Origin of the sequence: Sabulicella flocculans (assembly GCF_045449635.1) — a bacterium.
In the GTDB taxonomy this organism is placed as follows: domain Bacteria; phylum Pseudomonadota; class Alphaproteobacteria; order Acetobacterales; family Acetobacteraceae; genus Roseococcus.
In genome coordinates, this window is sequence record NZ_JBJJBR010000015.1 from 83,759 (window position 1) to 99,633 (window position 15,875).

Below are 15,875 nucleotides of genomic sequence, written 5' to 3' on the forward strand. Positions count from 1 at the left end.
GCGTGGCGCCGTGAAGCCGCTGATCGGGATATCCTGCTGCGTGAAGGGCTTCGGCCTGTTCAACACGCCCAACCACGCCGCCTCCGACCACTACGTGAAGGTGGTGCTGGGGCCCATCGGCGGCATTCCCATCCTGATTCCCGCCGCGGGCGAGGCCAGCGTGCCCGACATCCTGCCGCGGCTGGACGGGCTGCTGCTGACCGGCAGCCGCTCCAACGTCCACCCGTCCTTCTATGACGGCCCTGCCCATGCCGAGGGCACGCCGGAAGATCCGCAGCGCGACAGCACCACCCTGCCGCTGATCCGCGCCGCCATCGCGCAGGGCGTCCCGCTGCTGGCGATCTGCCGCGGCATGCAGGAGCTGAACGTGGCGCTGGGCGGCACGCTGGACCAGCGCATCCAGGACCTGCCAGGGCGGATGGACCATTCCACCCCCGCCGACCAGCCCATCCCGCTGGTGCGCACCGGCAAGGCGCATGGGGTGCGGCTGGCCGATGGCACGCTGCTGGCGCGGCTGGCCAATTGCGCCGAGGTGCCGGTGAATTCCCTGCACAACCAAGGCGTTCAGCGCCTGGCGCCGCGGCTGGAGCCGGCCGCCTGGGCCCCGGATGGCACGGTGGAGGCGGTGCAGGTGCGCGACGCGCGCGCCTTCGCGTGGGGCGTGCAATGGCACCCGGAATACGACTGGGACCGTGACGCCTTCAGCCGTCGCATCTTTGAGCAGTTCGGCGCCGCCTGTGCCGCATTGTCACGCCTTCGTCTTGGGCAGCAAGCCGCCGAATGAGGCGAATTCCCGATTGCGTCCGGAACCGGGCGTTGCTATGCTCCCTTGGCCGGGACAGCGCTACGCCCGGTGGACGACCCGGTTCCCCCGACCGGCTCGCCCGACCAGACCAGACTCCGATCGGAAGTTTGAGTTTCCCAATGGGCGCTCGGCCACCCCCCTGGCCGGGCGCTTTTTGTTGCGCGCCGCGCGGACGCCATACATTGCCAGGATGTCAGGGCGCGCGAAGCCGCGTCAAGCGGGGCAGGCCCTGATTTCCGCGGCGACGCTTCCACGGTATGGGAACGCCGTCGAGGAAGGATTCGTTACATGCCAGATTACGTGATTGCGCCGCGCCCGCAGCCGAGCCTGCCGGTGCAGGGCACCAGCGCCATGTTCCCGGTGGGCCGCATCTTCTGCGTCGGCCGCAACTACGCCGAGCATGCCATCGAGATGGGCAGCGACCCGACGCGCGAGCCCCCCTTCTACTTCGCCAAGCCCGCGGATGCGGTGCTGACGGGCGGCGCCGACATGCCCTACCCCTCGCAGACCAAGGAGCTGCACCACGAGATGGAGCTGGTGGTCGCCATCGGCACCGGCGGGGTGGACATCGCGCTGGGGGATGCGCTGAAGCATGTGTGGGGCTACTGCGCCGGCCTCGACATGACACGGCGCGACATCCAGAACGCCGCCAAGAAGACCGGCCGCCCCTGGGACATGGGCAAGGGCTTCGACCATTCGGCGCCGATGGGCACGCTGATCCAGGCCGGATCCTTCGACCCCACCAAGGGCAAGATCCAGCTGAACGTGAACGGCACGCTGCGCCAGGTGAGCGACCTGTCCAAGATGATCTGGAGCGTGGCGGAGGTGATCGCCAACCTGTCCTCGCTGGTGCGCCTCCAGCCCGGCGACCTGATCATGACCGGCACGCCGGAGAACGTGGCCGCCGTGAACCGCGGCGACCTGCTGGAAGGCTTCGTCGAAGGCGTGGGCGAGGTCCGGACGAAGATCGTGTGAGGCCCTTGGCCTCACACGATCTTCGTCCGTTTTTCGTGCCCTCACCGCCGCCGCCCATGGCGGCGGCTACGCCGGGCGGCGGGCATCCGCCCGCCTTGGCTGCGGCCCCCTGAAGGGGGCCGGCGCGCGCTGTGCGCGCGCATCCTCCGTGCGCGGTGTTGACCTTGGCCGGGCGGCTCCGGCTGGCCGGCCTCGCCTTCGGCGTCGGCCTCTGGGGTTCGGGGTGCGCTCACCCTTGCCGGGACGACGCGCTTGGGCCGGCCCGCCTGCGGCGTCGGCCTCTGGTGCTGGGATGCGCTGACCTTGCACGGTGCGGCACGGGTGGGCCGGCCGCGCCTGCGGCGTTGGCCTCGGGCGCGGGGCGTGCGCTCACTCTCTGCGGGACAGCGCGAGTGGACCGGCCTCGCCTGCGGCCACGGCCTCTGCGGCGGAGCCCTGACTTTCCAAGCAGCGCCGCAGGTGGGCCGGCCGCGCCTTCGGCATCGGCCTCGGTCGCCGGGCGCTCCCTCCCCGTCCGCGCACCCCCCACCTTGCGGTCGCGCCGGGGCTTCGCCCTGGCGCGGAGCAGGCCCCCCAGGACCAGGCACGGCCCGGAGCGCGCGAAGCCGCGCGGCCGCCACCCAGCCGGTAGCCACACTCAACCGAAACGCGCGCCCCCCACCCGGGGCCCCCCCCGCCGGGGGGGGGGGGGGGGCGCCCCCCCCGCGCCCCCCCCCCCGCGGCGCCCCCCCCCCCCCCGCGGCGGGGAACTCACCGCAGTTGCGGATTGTCGAACACGGGGTTGCGATAGAGGCGCAGCGCCTCGGCCAGCGCGCGCTCCAGCGCCTTCTTGTCGTCTGGCGCCAGGAAGCGGCCGATCTCCACCGCGCGCTGCCGGTGGCGCAACACCAGCCGCTCCTCCCCCTCCCAGCCCAGCCGGGCCCAGAACGGGTCGAACTCCGCCTCCAGCCGGCGCCCGCCCTCCTGCCGGCGCACCAGCAGGCGGCCTTGCGTCAGCATCACCCATTCCACCGAGCGCCGGGCATGGAGGCGGTAGAGCGCCAGCAACCCGATGGCCAGCGCCGTCTCGACCGAGGCGAACACCAGCACCGGCCAGGCGCCCATCAGGGTGAACACCGTGCCGGTGAAGGTGAAGCCGGCCATCAGGACGCCGCAGACCACGCGGAAACCCTGGTCCTGCAACCCCTGCGGGGGCTGGGTGCGGCTCTCGAACAAGGCGGGGCTTTCGGCCATGGGGAAATCAGATAGGACGATCCGCGTGCTGAACACCCCGCGCCCGCCCCTGCATGGCACCGCCCAGGCGCCGCGCCGCGCCCGGCTGATGCCGCGCACCCAGGCGGCGGCCTTCCTGCGCGCCCTGGCGGCCGCCAACCCGGCGCCGGAGACGGAACTGGCTTTCGACAGCCCCTTCACCCTGCTGGTGGCGGTGGTGCTGTCCGCCCAGTGCACCGACGCCATGGTGAACCGCGTGACGCCAGCGCTGTTCGCCGCGGCGCCGACGCCCGCCGCGCTGGCCGCGCTGGGGGCGGAAGGCATCGGCGCGCTGATCCGCCGGCTGGGGCTGTGGCAGGCCAAGGCGCGCCACCTGGCGGCCCTGGGCGCGCTGCTGGAGCAGCGCCACGGCGGCGAGGTGCCGCGCACGCGCGCCGAGCTGGAGGCGCTGCCCGGCGTGGGCCGCAAGACCGCCAACGTGGTGCTGAACGTCGCCTTCGGCGAGGAGACGATGGCGGTGGACACCCACATCTTCCGCCTGGGCAACCGCACCGGCCTGGCCCCCGGCCGCACGCCGCGCGCGGTGGAGGAGGCGCTGGTGAAGCGCTGCCCGCCGGAGATGCTGCGCGACGCCCACCACTGGCTGATCCTGCACGGGCGCTACACCTGCAAGGCGCGCGCCCCGGAATGCTGGCGCTGCCCGGCGGTGGCGCATTGCAACTACCGCGACAAGGTGCTGCCCCCGGCGGCCTAGAGTGCGGTCCGACGTGACGGAAACGTCACCGCGTTGAAGCGCCCCCTCAGGTATGCGGCCGCCTGATTCAGCGAAGCGGACCCATGCCTCAGGGGATCTTGGTCGTCTGCGCCGCGGCCATCAGCGCCTTGGGGCGGGCGGCCTTCTCCACGATGCCCGAGATGCCCTCGCGCCGCTCCAGCTCGCCCCACACGGCGCCGGGCGGGATGCCGGCATCCACCAGCAGCACCAGCAGGTGATAGACCACGTCCGCGGCCTCGCCCACAATGGCGTCGCGGTTCTGCGCCACCGCCTCGATCACCAGCTCCACCGCCTCCTCGCCCAGCTTCTGCGCCACCTTGGCGGTGCCGCGCTTCAGCAGCCGCGCGGAGTGCGAGGTGGCGGCGTCGCCCGAGACGCGGCGGCTCTCGATGGTGTCCCACAGGCGTTGCAGCACCGCGGCGTCGCCCGCCGGGCGCGGCGGCGCGAGGGGCACCAGCGCCGCCTTCTCGGCCTTGCGCACCGCCTTGGGCAGCTTGGCCCGCACCGGCGCCACCGCGGCCGGCACCGGCAGCTTCACCTTCTTCTTGTTCGCCAGCTTAGCCATGGGCACCTTTTCCTTCCAGCGCGCCGCTGGGGCGGCGCCCGCCATCCGCCGCCGCGGCGGTCACGCGGCGTCCCTCACCTCGCGCACCGGGAAGCCGGCGGCCTTCAGCGCCGCCTTGGCCTGCCCGATGCGGTACACGCCGTCGTGGAACACGCTGGCGGCCAGCAGCCCGGTGGCGCCCACGCGCGCGCCCTCCACGAAATGCTCCAGCGTGCCCACCCCGCCCGAGGCCACCAGCGGCAGGCGCACCGCCGCGCGGATGCGCCGCAGCAGCTCCAGGTCGAAGCCGGCCTTGGTGCCGTCCCGGTCCATGGAGGTCAGCAGGATCTCGCCCGCCCCGGCCTCCTCCATCCGCTTCGCCCAGCCGATGGCCTCGATGCCGGTGGGCCGGCGGCCGCCATGGGTGAAGATCTCCCAGCGGTCGAAGGCCACCTGCTTGGCGTCCACCGCCACCACGATGGCCTGGGAGCCGAAGGCGGCGGCGCAGCGCGTCACCAGCCCGGGCTCGGCGATGGCGGCGGAATTGATGGAGGCCTTGTCGGCGCCGGCCAGCAGCAGCTTGCGCACGTCCTCCACGCTGCGCACGCCGCCGCCGACGGTGAGCGGGATGAACACGCGCGCCGCCGTGCGCGCCACCACGTCCAGCATGGTGTCGCGGTTCTCGTGCGAGGCGTTGATGTCCAGGAAGGTCACCTCGTCCGCGCCCTGGGCGTCGTAGGCGGCGGCCTGCTCCACCGGGTCGCCGGCGTCGCGCAGGCTGAGGAAGTTCACGCCCTTCACGACGCGCCCATCCTTCACGTCCAGGCAGGGGATGATGCGCAGCGCGAGTGCCATCGCGGATGTTTTCCCGGCTTGTCCAGGCGCGGGGACGGCCTGGCGACATGGCATTGCGGCCATGCCGCCCCCGGGTCAAGCAGGGCGACTACGCAGCCGCCAGCTCCAGCGCCGCGCGGGGCTCGATGCGGCCGTCGTACAGCGCGCGGCCCAGGATGCAGCCGGCCACGGCGCCGGCCGCCTTCAGCGCGCGGATGTCCTCCAGCCCCGCCGCCCCGCCGGAGGCGATGACCGGGATGGGCACCGCGCGCCCCAGCGCCGCCGTCGCCGCGACGTTGACGCCCGCCAGCATGCCGTCGCGCGCGATGTCGGTGAAGATGATGGCCGCCACCCCGGCATCGGCGAAGCGCAGCGCCAGCTCGGTGGCGGTCACCTCGCTGGTCTCGGCCCAGCCTTCCGTCGCCACCCGCCCGTCGCGGGCGTCGATGCCCACGGCGACGCGGCCGGGAAAGGCGCGGGCGGCGGCGCGCACGAAGCCGGGATCCTTCACCGCCGCCGAGCCGAGGATGAGGCGCGACACCCCGGCCTCCATCCAGGCGGCGGCGGTCGCCATGTCGCGGATGCCGCCGCCCAGCTGCACCGGCGCCGGCGTGGCGCCCAGGATGGCGCGCACCGCGGCGGCATTGGCCGGCTGGCCGGCGAAGGCGCCGTCCAGGTCCACCACGTGCAGCCACCCGAAGCCCTGGGCGGCGAAGGCGGCGGCCTGGGCGGCGGGGTCGGCGCCGAACACCGTCGCCTGGTCCATCGCGCCGCGCTGCAGGCGCACCACCTGCCCGCCCTTGAGGTCGATGGCCGGATACAGGGTGAAGCTCATTCGGGAAGTCCCAGCGCGGCGCCGGTGGAGCGGCCGCGCGGCGTTTCCAGCAGGCGGAAGTAGAAGAAGCCCTCGATCGTGACGCCGTTCACCCGCGCATAGGCGGGGTGGGTGCCCCAGCGCGTGTAGCCCAGCCCCTCGAACAGGGTGATGGCGGTGTCCTGCGTGGCGCGCACGTCGAGGTTGATGACGCGCACGCCCGCGGCGGCCGCGCGCTCCTCCACCCGGCGCACCAGCAGCCGCGCCAGGCCGTGGCCGCGCGCGTAGGGGGCGATGAAGGCGTGCGTCAGGGTGGCGCTGAAGGCCTGGGCCTCGTTGTTGCGGGGCGGGCGCACCAGCTGGGCGCTGCCCACCACCTCGCCGTCCAGGCGGGCGACGAACAGCTCGCGCTCGGGCACCAGCAGCACGCCGCGGAAGTGGCGCTCCAGCGCCGCGCGGCTCTGCGCGTCCACCCAGCCGAAGCCGCCGCCCTCCACGATGGCGGCGTTGGTGGCGTCGCACAGCGCGGCCAGCTCGTGCGGCTCCAGCGCCTCCACGCGGTCCACCGCCAGCCGGTGCGTCACGGTCGCCATTGCAGGAAGTTCCGCAGCAGGGTGAGGCCGAGCCCCGCCGACTTCTCGGCGTGGAACTGGGTGGCCACCACGTTGTCCCGGCCGATGACGGCGGTGACCGGGCCGCCATAGTCGGTGGTGGCCAGCAGGTCGCCCGGCGCCGCGCCCTGCCAGGCGTAGGAATGCACGAAATAGGCGTGCTCGCCCGGCGCGATGCCGGCCAGCACCGGGTGGGAGCGGTGGATGTCCAGCGCGTTCCAGCCCATCTGCGGCAAGGGCAGGGGCGTGCCGTCGGGGGCGCGCGGGTCCATCGGCGCCACCACGCCGGGCAGCCAGGCCAGGCCCGGCGTCTCGCCGTGCTCCAGCCCCTTCTCGGCCAGCAGCTGCATCCCGACGCAGATGCCCAGCATGGGCAGGCCGCGCACCCGCACCGCCTCGTACAGCGCGCCCACCATGCCATCCAGCGCGTCCAGCCCGGCGCGGCAGGCGGCGAAGGCGCCCTGGCCGGGCAGGATGACGGCATCGGCGTGGCGCAGGCTCTCGGCCTCGCGGGTGATCTCCACCGCCACGCTGCCCTCGGCCGCGCGCTCCACCGCGCGCCGCACGGAGGCGAGGTTGCCCGAGCCGGGGTCCACCAGGGCGACGCGCCTCACCGCCACGCCTCCCGCAGCGCCGGGGCGCGGGCCCAGAGGCGGGCCAGGGCGCGCTCCTCATCCGCCGCCAGCACCACCTGTGCCAGGCGCCAGCCCTGGCGCTCGCGCGTCCAGCGCAGCAGGTCGCGGCCGTGCCAGCCCACCAGCAGCTGGAAGGCCAGCGGCAGCGCCAGCCCGGCGGCGCCGGGCAGCTGCGCCAGCGCCAGCTCGGCCAGCAGCACCAGGGCCGCCGCCAGCCAGCAGCGTTGCCACAGCAGCCACAGCGGGCCGAGCAGGAAGGCCCAGAGGGAGAAGCCCTCGCGCAGCAGCAGCGGGCGCGGGCCGGGGGCGGGCGGCAGGTGCAGGGTCCAGGCGCGCATCACCCGTCCAGCCTCCCCTTGGTGGAGGGGATGGCGCCGGGCGTGCGCGGGTCGGCCTCCAGCGCCATGCGCAGGGCGCGGGCGACCGCCTTGAAGCAGGCCTCCGCCACGTGGTGCGCGTTGGTGCCGGCCTTCAGCGTCACGTGCAGGGTGATGCCGGCGTTGAAGGCGAAGGCGCGGAAGAACTCCTCGAACAGCTCCGTGTCCATCTCGCCGACCTTGGGGCGGGCGAAGGGCACGTTCCAGGCCAGGAAGGGCCGGGCGGAGATGTCCAGCGCCGCCTCCGCCAGCGCCTCGTCCATCGGCAGGATGGCGTGGCCGTAGCGGCGGATGCCGCGCTTGTCGCCCAGCGCGCGCGCCAGCGCCTGGCCCAGCACGATGCCGCAATCCTCCGTGGTGTGGTGGAAGTCGATGTGCAGGTCGCCGGTGGCCACGAGGTCGAGGTCCAGCAGGGCGTGGCGGGCCAGGGCGTGCAGCATGTGGTCCAGGAAGCCGATGCCGGTGGCGACGCGCGCCTGCCCGGTGCCGTCCAGGGAAAGCGTCGCGGTGATGTCCGTCTCGGCGGTCTTGCGCGCGACGGTGGCGGTGCGGGCGTCCATGCGCGCTGTCTAGTCCCGCCGCGCGCGCATGGCTACAACCAGGGCCATGAGGAGCGCCGCCTTCCTGGACCGCGACGGCGTGCTGATCGCCGACACCGGATACCCCCACCGGCCGGAGCAGGCGCAGGTGACGCCGGGTGCCTGGGCGGCGGTGCGGCGGCTGAACGCGGCGGGCCTGTTCGTCGCCGTCGTCACCAACCAGGCCGGGGTGGCGCGCGGCCTGTACGACGAGGCGCAGGTGGCCGCCATGCACCTGTGGCTGCGCGCGCAGGCCGCGGCGGCCGGCGCCCGGCTGGACGCCTTCGCCCATTGCCCCTTCCACCCCACGGAAGGCCAGGGCCGCTACCGGCGCGACAGCCCCCGCCGCAAGCCCGGCCCCGGCATGATCGAGGACCTGCTGCGCTTCTTCCCGCTGCGCCGCGACGGCTCCTTCCTGGTGGGCGACCGGGACACCGACCTGCAGGCCGCCGCCGCCGCCGGCATCCCCGGCCACCGATTCCCCGGCGGCGACCTGGACGCCTTCGTGGCGGGAATCCTCGCATGACCTGGCTGGCCGCGCTGTATCCCTGGACCAAGGCGCTGCACCTGATCGGCGTCATCGCCTGGATGGCGGGGCTGTTCTACCTGCCGCGCCTCTACGTGAACCACCACCAGGTGCCGCGCGGCGGGGCGGACCCGCGCCAGGAGCACTTCGCGAGGATGGAGCGCCTGCTGCTGCGCGCCATCATGAACCCGGCGATGCTCTGGACCTGGGCCTTCGGCCTGCTGCTGGTGCTGACGCCCGGCGTGGTGGACTGGCGGGCGGGGTGGTGGCACCTGAAGCTGCTTTCCGTGCTGCTGATGAGCGCCTTCCACATGTTCCTGGCCGCGCAGCGCCACGGCTTCGCCCGCGACGAGCGCCCGCTGAGCGAGCGCGCCTGGCGCTGGTGGAACGAGGCGCCGACGGTGCTGATGATCGTCATCGTCGTCATGGTCATCGTGAAGCCGTTCTGAGGCGGAGAGGGGCGATCCGCCGCGGCGGCGTCATCCGCCGCCGGCAGCCGCTCTAACGGTCCGCCCGCGGGTGATTCAGCCGCCAGGTGGCCAGCAGCGCCTCGGCGTCCACCGCGGTGTAGCGCTGGGTGGTGGACAGGCTGGCATGGCCCAGCAATTCCTGGATGGCGCGCAGGTCGGCGCCGCCGGCCAGCAGGTGGGTGGCGAAGGAATGGCGCAGCGCGTGCGGCGTCGCGTGCTCGGGCAGGCCCAGCAGGCGGCGGGCGTCGCGCATGGCGCCGTTGGCGACCTGGCGGTTCAGCCGCCCGCCGCGCGCACCCAGGAACAGCGGCTCCCCCGGCTCGCCCGGGCCGCGGTGGCGCAGGTAGGCGGCGATGGCCTGCCGCACCGCCGGCAGCACCGGCACCACCCGCGCCTTGCCGCCCTTGCCCAGCACGCGCAGCCCGGCCTCGCTGCCCGGCAGCGGGGCGTCGCGCAGGTCCAGCGCCAGCGCCTCGGAGATGCGCAGACCGCAGCCGTAGAGCAGCGTCAGCAAGGCGGTGTCGCGCGCGGATTGCAGGGCCGGGCTTTCGGCGCGGGCGGCCTGGTGCGCCACCCCGACCTCGCGCGCGATCTCCCGCGCGTCGGCGGGGGTCAGGGCGCGGGGGATAGGCGGCGTGCGCCGCGGGCCGCGCAGCCCCTGGATGGGCAGCGGCGGCAGGCCGTGGTGGCGCGACAGGAAGTTGAGGAAGCCGCGCACGGCGGCCAGCTGGCGGGCGCGGGTGGCGTTGCCGGCGCCGGCCATGGCGCGGGCGGCCAGGAAGGCGCGCAGGTCCCCGGGCGTGAGGTCGGCCAGGGCAGCCAGGTCGGGCTCGCCGCCCAGGTGGCCGGACAGGAACAGCAGGAAATCCGCCACGTCCCGCCCGTAGGATTCGACGGTGTGGGGCGAGGCCCGGCGCTCCCGCGACAGCCAGGCCAGGAAGGCGGCGCGGGCCTCGGCGCCGGTCATCCCTTCAGCCGGGCGGCCAGGGCGCGGCCCAGGAAGGCCAGCGGCGCCGGCTGGGCGGGCAGCAGCCGCGCCTCCCGCGCGCCCAGCAGCAGCAGCGCGCCGGGGCGCAGCGCCACCAGCGCCTCGCGCACCACCAGCCCGGCGGCCTCGCCGTGCCAGGCGGGGTGGGCCACCGGGCGCACCAGCACGCCGCCCGGCGGCGCGGCGGCGCCGGCGGGCAGGGGGGAAAGGTGGCGGCCGGGCGGGCCGGCGGCCAGCAGGCGCACGGAATCCATGGCCAGCAGGGCGGGCCACTCCTCCGCCATGCAGTCCAGCGCGCAGGGGGCGCGCAGCAACGCGATCACCGCCTCGCCCACCCGCGCCGCCAGCGCCTGTCGCGCGCGCGAGGCGTCGAGCACGCGCGCGGTTTCCCGGCGCCCCTCGGCGATCATCGCCGCCATGTGGTCGGCCAGGGGCGGGCCGTGGTGGCGCCGCGGCGGGTGCAGCGCGGCGTAGAGGGCCGGGCGCTCCGCCAGGAAGCCCGGGTTCTCGCGCAGCCAGGCCTCGACGGCCTCCGGGGTCATGGGGCGGCGCGCGGCGGCATCAGAGGATGCTCTGCCCCGTCTTCGCCCAGTCGGCCAGGAAGGCCTCCAGCCCGCGGTCGGTCAGCGGGTGGCGGAACAGCGCCTTGATGACGGAGGGCGGCATGGTGGCGACGTGCGCCCCCAGCTTGGCGCAGTGCAGGACATGGACGGGGTGGCGCACCGAGGCCGCCAGCACCTCCGTCCGGAACTTGTAATGAGAATAAATCGTGACCACATCGCGGATGAGGTCGAGGCCGTCCTGCCCGATGTCGTCCAGCCGGCCCATGAAGGGCGAGATGAAGGCCGCGCCGGCCTTCGCCGCGATCAGGGCCTGGGGTGCCGAGAAGCACAGGGTGACGTTGACCGGGGTGCCCTCGTCGCTCAGCGCCTTGCAGGCCCGCAGCCCGGCCTCGGTCAGCGGCACCTTCACCGCGACGTTGGGCGCGATGTCGCGCAGGTAGCGCCCCTCGCGCAGCATCGTGTCCAGGTCGGTGGCGGTGACCTCGGCCGAGACGGGGCCGTCGGTGAGGGAGCAGATCTCCGCGATCACCTCGCTCATCCTGCGGCCGGACTTGGCGATGAGCGAGGGGTTGGTGGTGACGCCATCCATCAGCCCGGTGCCGGCGAGGGCCTTGATCTCGCCGACATCGGCGCTGTCCACGAAGAATTTCATTGTCGGTCCCTTCCGGGGGGCGAGGTTCTGGCGGAGCAATAGCCCATGGCGGCAGGGGACAGGAAGGCGGTGGCGGGGCGGCGGATCACGGTCATGCTGCCGCTGCCGCTGGGCAGCACCTACGACTACCGCCTGCCGCCGGACGTGGCGGCGGAGCCGGGCAGCTTCGTCGAGGTGCCGCTGGGCGGGCGCACCGCCCTGGGCGTGGTGTGGGACCCGCCGGAGAACCCGGACCCCATCCCCGAATCCCGCCTGCGCGAGGTGATCGCCGCCAAGCCCGCCCCGCCGATGTCGGCCAGCCTGCGCCGCTTCGTGGACTGGGTAGCGGCCTACACGCTGACGCCGCCGGGCGCGGTGCTGCGCATGGCCATGTCCTCGCCCCAGGCGCTGGACGAGCCGGCGGCCAGCGGCGGCTGGCGCGCCGTGCTGCCGCGCCCCGAGGGCGTGCGCCTGACCGCCGAGCGCCTCCGCGCCCTGGAGGCGCTGGGCGAGGGCGTGCTGACCGGCGGCGAGATTGCGCGCCGGGCCGAGGTGCTGCCTGGCGTGGTGCGCGGCATGGCCAATGCCGGGCTGCTGGCCCCCGCCCTGCTGCCGCGCGCCCCCGCCTTCCCGCGCCCCGACCCCGCCTTCGGCCCGCCCGCCCTGGGCGAGGAGCAGGCGCAGGCCGCCGCCTTCCTGCGCGACGCCGTGGCCAGGCGCGCCTTCGGCGTGACGCTGCTGCAGGGCGTCACCGGCTCCGGCAAGACGGAGGTCTACCTGGATGCCATCGCCGAAACGCTGCGCCAGGGCCGCCAGGCGCTGGTGCTGCTGCCGGAGATCGCGCTGAGCACGCAGTGGCTGGCGCGCTTCGAGCGGCGTTTCGGCGCCCCGCCCGCGCTGTGGCATTCCGAGCTGGGCTCGCGCACCCGGCGCGTCACCTGGCGCGCGGTGGCCGATGGCGAGGCGCCGGTGCTGGTGGGCGCGCGCTCGGCCCTGTTCCTGCCCTTCCCCGACCTTGGCCTGGTGGTGGTGGACGAGGAGCACGAGACCGCCTTCAAGCAGGAGGACGGCGTCATCTACCACGCGCGCGACATGGCGGTGGTGCGCGCGCGGCTGGCCGGCGCGGCCACCGTGCTGGTCAGCGCCACGCCCTCGCTGGAAAGCGTCACCAACGCCCAGGCCGGGCGCTACGCCCGCGTGCTGCTGCCCCAGCGCCACGGCGGCGCCGCCCTGCCGCAGGTGGGCGCCATCGACCTGCGCGCCACCCCCCCGGAGCGCGGGCGCTTCCTGTCCGGCCCGCTGACCGCGGCCATCCACGAGACGCTGGCGCGCGGCGAGCAGGCGATGCTGTTCCTCAACCGCCGCGGCTACGCGCCGCTGACGCTGTGCCGCGCTTGCGGCCACCGGATGCAGTGCCCCAACTGCACCGCCTGGCTGGTGGAGCACCGGGCGCAGAAGCGCCTGGCCTGCCACCATTGCGGCCACGTGGAGCCGGTGCGCCCCGAATGCGCCGAATGCGGCGCCGAGCATTCCCTGGTGCCCATCGGCCCCGGGGTGGAGCGCATCCAGGAGGAGGTGAGCGACCTGTTCCCCGAGGCGCGCCGGCTGGTGATGGCGTCCGACACCATCCCCGGCCCGGCGGCGGCGGCCGAGGCGGCGCGGCAGATCGAGCAGCGCGAGGTGGACCTGATCATCGGCACGCAGATCGTCGCCAAGGGCTGGCACTTCCCGCACCTGACGCTGGTGGGCGTGGTGGACGCCGACCTCGGCCTGGCGGGCGGCGACCTGCGGGCGGGCGAGCGCACCATGCAGCTGCTGCACCAGGTGGCCGGCCGCGCCGGGCGCGCGGAATCCCCCGGCCGGGTGCTGCTGCAGACCTTCAGCCCCGAGCACCCGGTGATGGCCGCCCTGCTGCGCGACGACCTGGAAGGCTTCCTGGAGGCGGAGGCCGAGCAGCGCCGCCCCGGCCACTGGCCGCCCTTCGGGCGCCTCGCGGCGCTGATCGTGAGCAGCGAGGAAGCCCGCGCGGCCGAGCGCGTGGCGCGCGACCTGTCCCTGGCGGCGCCGGCGGGCGAGGCGGTGCAGGTGCTGGGCCCGGCCCCGGCGCCGCTGGCCCTGCTGCGCGGCCGCCACCGCCACCGCCTGTTGCTGAAGGCCGAGCGCGGCATGCCGGTGCAGGCCATCCTGCGCGACTGGCTGGGCAAGGTGGAGGTGCCCAGCCACGTGCGGGTGCAGGTGGACGTGGACCCGGTGAGCTTCCTCTAGAGCTCCACGTCCCGGTTCACGTCCTTGTACAGCAGGTACTCGCAGTCGCCGCTGCCGGTGGCGTAGATCTGCTGCGGCACGAAGGGGCCCATCCACACGAAGTCGCCCTCCCACAGCTCGTGCCAGTCGCGGTTTAGCATCTGCAGGCACTGGCCCTGCAGCATCACCATGCCGTGCTCCATCACGTGCGTCTCCACGCACCAGAAATGCGCGCCGGGGGCGTAGCCCATGATGTTCATCTCGAAGTCCATGGGCATGTTGCGGGTGCCCAGCAGCAGCACGCGCCAGCGCGGGCCGTTCTCCTCGCGCTCCGCGGTGTCGCGGTGGCCGATGATGGGTTCGGGCTTCGCCACGCCGGGCGCGGGCTGCCAGCGCTTGCGCACCCACAGGGCGCGCGCCTCCGCCTCGCCCGCGTTGCGCAGGGACAGCGGCACCCCCTCGGGCACGTAGCAGTAGCCGCCGGGCACCAGCCGGTGCGCCGCCCCGCCCACCGTGGCCTCCACCTCCCCTTGCTGGACGTACAGGAAGTGCTGCACCCGCGCGTCCAGCGCGCCGGCGGTGCCGCAGCCGGCGGGGATGATGGCCAGCGCCTGGGCGAAGCGCGCGCCCAGGTGCGGCGTCGCCTGGAAGCGCAGGATGCAGCCCGGCCAGTCCGGCAGCAGGCTGTCCATGATGCCCTCGGCCGGGAAGACGGCGTAGCTGGGCGCGATGCGCGAGCGGTCCTGGCCGATGATGCCGGGCGGGGGGTTGGGGGTCGGCACGCGCATGGGTTCTCTCCGCGGGAAGCCCGCATGGCGCACCACGGAACCCCCCGGTGGTCAAGCCGCCCCGGCGCGGCCATATGCGCCCCATGGACCTGGACTTCTCCGAGGACGAGCTGCACCGCTACTCCCGCCACATCCTGCTGCGGGAGGTGGGGGCGGCCGGCCAGGCCCGGCTGCGCGCCGCGCGGGTGCTGCTGGTGGGCGCCGGCGGGCTGGGCTCGCCGCTGGCGCTCTACCTCGCCGCCGCCGGGGTGGGCACGCTGGGCCTGCTGGACCACGACGCGCTGGAGCTGTCCAACCTGCAGCGCCAGGTGGCGCACGCCACGGCGCGGCTGGGCCAGCCCAAGGTGGACAGCGCCGCCGCCGCCCTGCGCGCCCTGAACCCGGAGGTGCGGCTGGAGCTGCACCACCGCCGGCTCGACGCCGATGCGGCGCAGGAGCTGATTCCCCGCTACGACCTGGTCTGCGACGGCACGGACAACTTCCCCACCCGCTTCCTGCTGGGCGACGCCTGCCACCTGCTGGGCCGGCCCCTGGTTTCCGCCGCCGTGCTGCGCTTCGAGGGGCAGCTCTCGGTGTTCCGCGGCCACCTGGGCGCGCCGCACCCCTGCCACCGCTGCCTCCACCCGGAGATGCCGCCCGAGGGGCTGGTGCCTTCCTGCTCGGAGGCGGGGGTGCTGGGGGCGGTGGTGGGCGTCATGGGCACCCTGCAGGCGACGGAGGTGCTGAAGCTGCTGCTGGGCATCGGCGAGCCGATGGATGGCCGGCTGATGCTGTGGGACGCGCTGGCGATGCGCTTCCGCGAGGTGCGGCTGCGCCGCGACCCCGGCTGCGCCCTGTGCGGCCCGCAGGCGAGCATCCGCGACCTGTCGGCCCACCGCGCCGCCGCCCCGCTGGCCTGCACCGCGCCGTGAGCGCCGCCCCGGGCATGCCCCTGGGCGTGCTGCTCTCCCGCCCCGGGCATGGGCCGGCGCAGCTGGCGCTGATGGCCGCCGCCGCCGCCGCCGCGCTGGGCCGCCCGGTCACCCTGTTCGTCACCGGCGAGGCGACGGCGCTGCTGTCCCGCCCCGATCCCTTCGCCGGCGACCCGCGCGAGGCGCTGGCCGCCGCCCGCGGCGTGGCCACGGTGGCCGAGCTGCTGGAGGCGGCGCGGGCGATGGGCGTGCGCCTGCTGCTGTGCGACGCCGCGCTGCGCATGGCCGGGGCCGAGGCGCCGCCGGGGGCGGAGGTGGCGGGGCTGGTCACCTTCCTGTCCGCGGTGGGGCAGGGGCCGGTCCTCACCTTCTGACCCTTGACCGCGCCCCGGCGGGCGCGGCACCAAGGCCGTGATGCGCCACGCCCTGCCGATCGCCGCCCTGTTGCTGGCCAGCATCGGCTCCGCCTGGGCGCAATCCTCCCTGAGCGGCGCCGGTTCGGTGCCGCCGCCCCGCCCTGCTGCGCCCGCCGCCGCGCCCGCCCCCGCCGCGACGCCGGCCGCCCCGGCCCGCCCGGCGGCGCAGGCGCGCCCG

The 15,875-nt window shown here is 74.9% G+C and carries 21 protein-coding genes; 9 read left to right on the forward strand and 12 right to left on the reverse strand.

Annotated elements, in window-relative coordinates:
• The first annotated feature begins 10 nt into the window (after positions 1 to 10).
• Both ACI6QG_RS14185 and ACI6QG_RS14190 read left to right on the forward strand, forming a co-directional pair.
• Positions 11 to 784, forward strand: a complete 774-nt coding sequence (locus ACI6QG_RS14185) for a gamma-glutamyl-gamma-aminobutyrate hydrolase family protein (protein ID WP_407025226.1) — start codon at positions 11 to 13, stop codon at positions 782 to 784.
• 309 nt (positions 785 to 1,093) lie between these two features.
• Positions 1,094 to 1,780, forward strand: coding sequence for a fumarylacetoacetate hydrolase family protein (locus ACI6QG_RS14190; protein ID WP_407025227.1), 687 nt, complete (start codon positions 1,094 to 1,096; stop codon positions 1,778 to 1,780).
• Between the two features lie 750 nt (positions 1,781 to 2,530).
• On the opposite strand, the gene ACI6QG_RS14195 is transcribed toward ACI6QG_RS14190, so the two are convergent.
• Entirely contained in the window at positions 2,531 to 3,013 is a 483-nt protein-coding gene (locus ACI6QG_RS14195; protein ID WP_407025228.1) for a DUF2244 domain-containing protein, read from the reverse strand.
• Between the two features lie 88 nt (positions 3,014 to 3,101).
• Between ACI6QG_RS14195 and nth the strand changes: the two genes are divergently transcribed.
• The gene (gene nth, locus ACI6QG_RS14200) at positions 3,102 to 3,746 is read left to right on the forward strand and encodes an endonuclease III (RefSeq protein ID WP_407025248.1); all 645 of its coding nucleotides are present in this window, start codon (positions 3,102 to 3,104) and stop codon (positions 3,744 to 3,746) included.
• A gap of 88 nt (positions 3,747 to 3,834) precedes the next feature.
• On the opposite strand, the gene ACI6QG_RS14205 is transcribed toward nth, so the two are convergent.
• From ACI6QG_RS14205 to hisB, 7 genes are all read right to left on the reverse strand, one after another.
• Positions 3,835 to 4,332 carry a phosphoribosyl-ATP diphosphatase gene (locus tag ACI6QG_RS14205; RefSeq protein ID WP_407025229.1) on the reverse strand — a complete coding sequence of 166 codons (498 nt, stop codon included), beginning with the start codon at positions 4,330 to 4,332 and terminating at the stop codon, positions 3,835 to 3,837.
• Positions 4,333 to 4,392: 60 nt separating this feature from the next.
• Positions 4,393 to 5,166, reverse strand: a complete 774-nt coding sequence (gene hisF / locus ACI6QG_RS14210) for an imidazole glycerol phosphate synthase subunit HisF (RefSeq protein ID WP_407025230.1) — start codon at positions 5,164 to 5,166, stop codon at positions 4,393 to 4,395.
• 88 nt (positions 5,167 to 5,254) lie between these two features.
• A complete protein-coding gene (gene hisA, locus ACI6QG_RS14215) occupies positions 5,255 to 5,980 on the reverse strand; it encodes a 1-(5-phosphoribosyl)-5-[(5-phosphoribosylamino)methylideneamino]imidazole-4-carboxamide isomerase (protein WP_407025231.1) in 726 nt (241 codons plus the stop codon).
• Complete coding sequence (locus ACI6QG_RS14220) at positions 5,977 to 6,552, reverse strand: GNAT family N-acetyltransferase (RefSeq protein WP_407025232.1); 576 nt, start codon at positions 6,550 to 6,552, stop codon at positions 5,977 to 5,979. The genes hisA and ACI6QG_RS14220 overlap by 4 nt, the downstream gene beginning before the upstream one ends.
• A complete protein-coding gene (gene hisH / locus ACI6QG_RS14225; protein ID WP_491630738.1) occupies positions 6,540 to 7,190 on the reverse strand; it encodes an imidazole glycerol phosphate synthase subunit HisH in 651 nt (216 codons plus the stop codon). The genes ACI6QG_RS14220 and hisH overlap by 13 nt, the downstream gene beginning before the upstream one ends.
• Positions 7,181 to 7,543 carry a DUF2628 domain-containing protein gene (locus ACI6QG_RS14230; protein ID WP_407025234.1) on the reverse strand — a complete coding sequence of 121 codons (363 nt, stop codon included), beginning with the start codon at positions 7,541 to 7,543 and terminating at the stop codon, positions 7,181 to 7,183. The genes hisH and ACI6QG_RS14230 overlap by 10 nt, the downstream gene beginning before the upstream one ends.
• The gene (gene hisB, locus ACI6QG_RS14235) at positions 7,543 to 8,142 is read right to left on the reverse strand and encodes an imidazoleglycerol-phosphate dehydratase HisB (protein WP_407025235.1); all 600 of its coding nucleotides are present in this window, start codon (positions 8,140 to 8,142) and stop codon (positions 7,543 to 7,545) included. The genes ACI6QG_RS14230 and hisB overlap by 1 nt, the downstream gene beginning before the upstream one ends.
• A 46-nt stretch (positions 8,143 to 8,188) precedes the next feature.
• Here hisB and ACI6QG_RS14240 point away from each other — a divergent pair, with 46 nt between their 5' ends.
• Both ACI6QG_RS14240 and hemJ read left to right on the forward strand, forming a co-directional pair.
• On the forward strand, positions 8,189 to 8,686 hold the full coding sequence (locus ACI6QG_RS14240; RefSeq protein ID WP_407025236.1) for a D-glycero-alpha-D-manno-heptose-1,7-bisphosphate 7-phosphatase: 498 nt from the start codon (positions 8,189 to 8,191) through the stop codon (positions 8,684 to 8,686).
• Positions 8,683 to 9,135, forward strand: a complete 453-nt coding sequence (hemJ, locus tag ACI6QG_RS14245; RefSeq protein ID WP_407025237.1) for a protoporphyrinogen oxidase HemJ — start codon at positions 8,683 to 8,685, stop codon at positions 9,133 to 9,135. The genes ACI6QG_RS14240 and hemJ overlap by 4 nt, the downstream gene beginning before the upstream one ends.
• A gap of 52 nt (positions 9,136 to 9,187) precedes the next feature.
• On the opposite strand, the gene ACI6QG_RS14250 is transcribed toward hemJ, so the two are convergent.
• The 3 genes from ACI6QG_RS14250 to fsa are packed head-to-tail and all read right to left on the reverse strand — an operon-like array spanning position 9,188 to position 11,359.
• Positions 9,188 to 10,123 (reverse strand): tyrosine recombinase XerC, encoded by a 936-nt coding sequence (locus ACI6QG_RS14250; RefSeq protein WP_407025238.1) that lies wholly within the window; start codon positions 10,121 to 10,123, stop codon positions 9,188 to 9,190.
• The gene (locus tag ACI6QG_RS14255) at positions 10,120 to 10,686 is read right to left on the reverse strand and encodes a hypothetical protein (RefSeq protein WP_407025239.1); all 567 of its coding nucleotides are present in this window, start codon (positions 10,684 to 10,686) and stop codon (positions 10,120 to 10,122) included. Before ACI6QG_RS14255 ends, ACI6QG_RS14250 begins: the two co-directional genes overlap by 4 nt.
• Before the next feature lie 19 nt (positions 10,687 to 10,705).
• Positions 10,706 to 11,359: a fructose-6-phosphate aldolase gene (fsa, locus tag ACI6QG_RS14260; protein ID WP_407025240.1), complete on the reverse strand. Its 654-nt coding sequence runs from the start codon at positions 11,357 to 11,359 to the stop codon at positions 10,706 to 10,708.
• A gap of 93 nt (positions 11,360 to 11,452) precedes the next feature.
• Between fsa and ACI6QG_RS14265 the strand changes: the two genes are divergently transcribed.
• The gene (locus ACI6QG_RS14265) at positions 11,453 to 13,603 is read left to right on the forward strand and encodes a primosomal protein N' (RefSeq protein WP_407025241.1); all 2,151 of its coding nucleotides are present in this window, start codon (positions 11,453 to 11,455) and stop codon (positions 13,601 to 13,603) included.
• Here the strand turns inward: ACI6QG_RS14265 and allE are convergent.
• Positions 13,600 to 14,370 (reverse strand): (S)-ureidoglycine aminohydrolase, encoded by a 771-nt coding sequence (gene allE, locus ACI6QG_RS14270; protein WP_407025242.1) that lies wholly within the window; start codon positions 14,368 to 14,370, stop codon positions 13,600 to 13,602. The two genes, ACI6QG_RS14265 and allE, sit on opposite strands and share 4 nt — an antisense overlap.
• 74 nt (positions 14,371 to 14,444) lie before the next feature.
• On the opposite strand from allE, the gene ACI6QG_RS14275 reads away from it, so the two are divergent.
• The 3 genes from ACI6QG_RS14275 to ACI6QG_RS14285 all read left to right on the forward strand — a co-directional run.
• Positions 14,445 to 15,281 carry a HesA/MoeB/ThiF family protein gene (locus ACI6QG_RS14275; protein WP_491630739.1) on the forward strand — a complete coding sequence of 279 codons (837 nt, stop codon included), beginning with the start codon at positions 14,445 to 14,447 and terminating at the stop codon, positions 15,279 to 15,281.
• Entirely contained in the window at positions 15,278 to 15,655 is a 378-nt protein-coding gene (locus ACI6QG_RS14280; protein ID WP_407025243.1) for a DsrE family protein, read from the forward strand. Before ACI6QG_RS14275 ends, ACI6QG_RS14280 begins: the two co-directional genes overlap by 4 nt.
• Before the next feature lie 40 nt (positions 15,656 to 15,695).
• A partial coding sequence (locus ACI6QG_RS14285; protein WP_407025244.1) for a hypothetical protein occupies positions 15,696 to 15,875 on the forward strand: 180 nt, incomplete at its 3' end.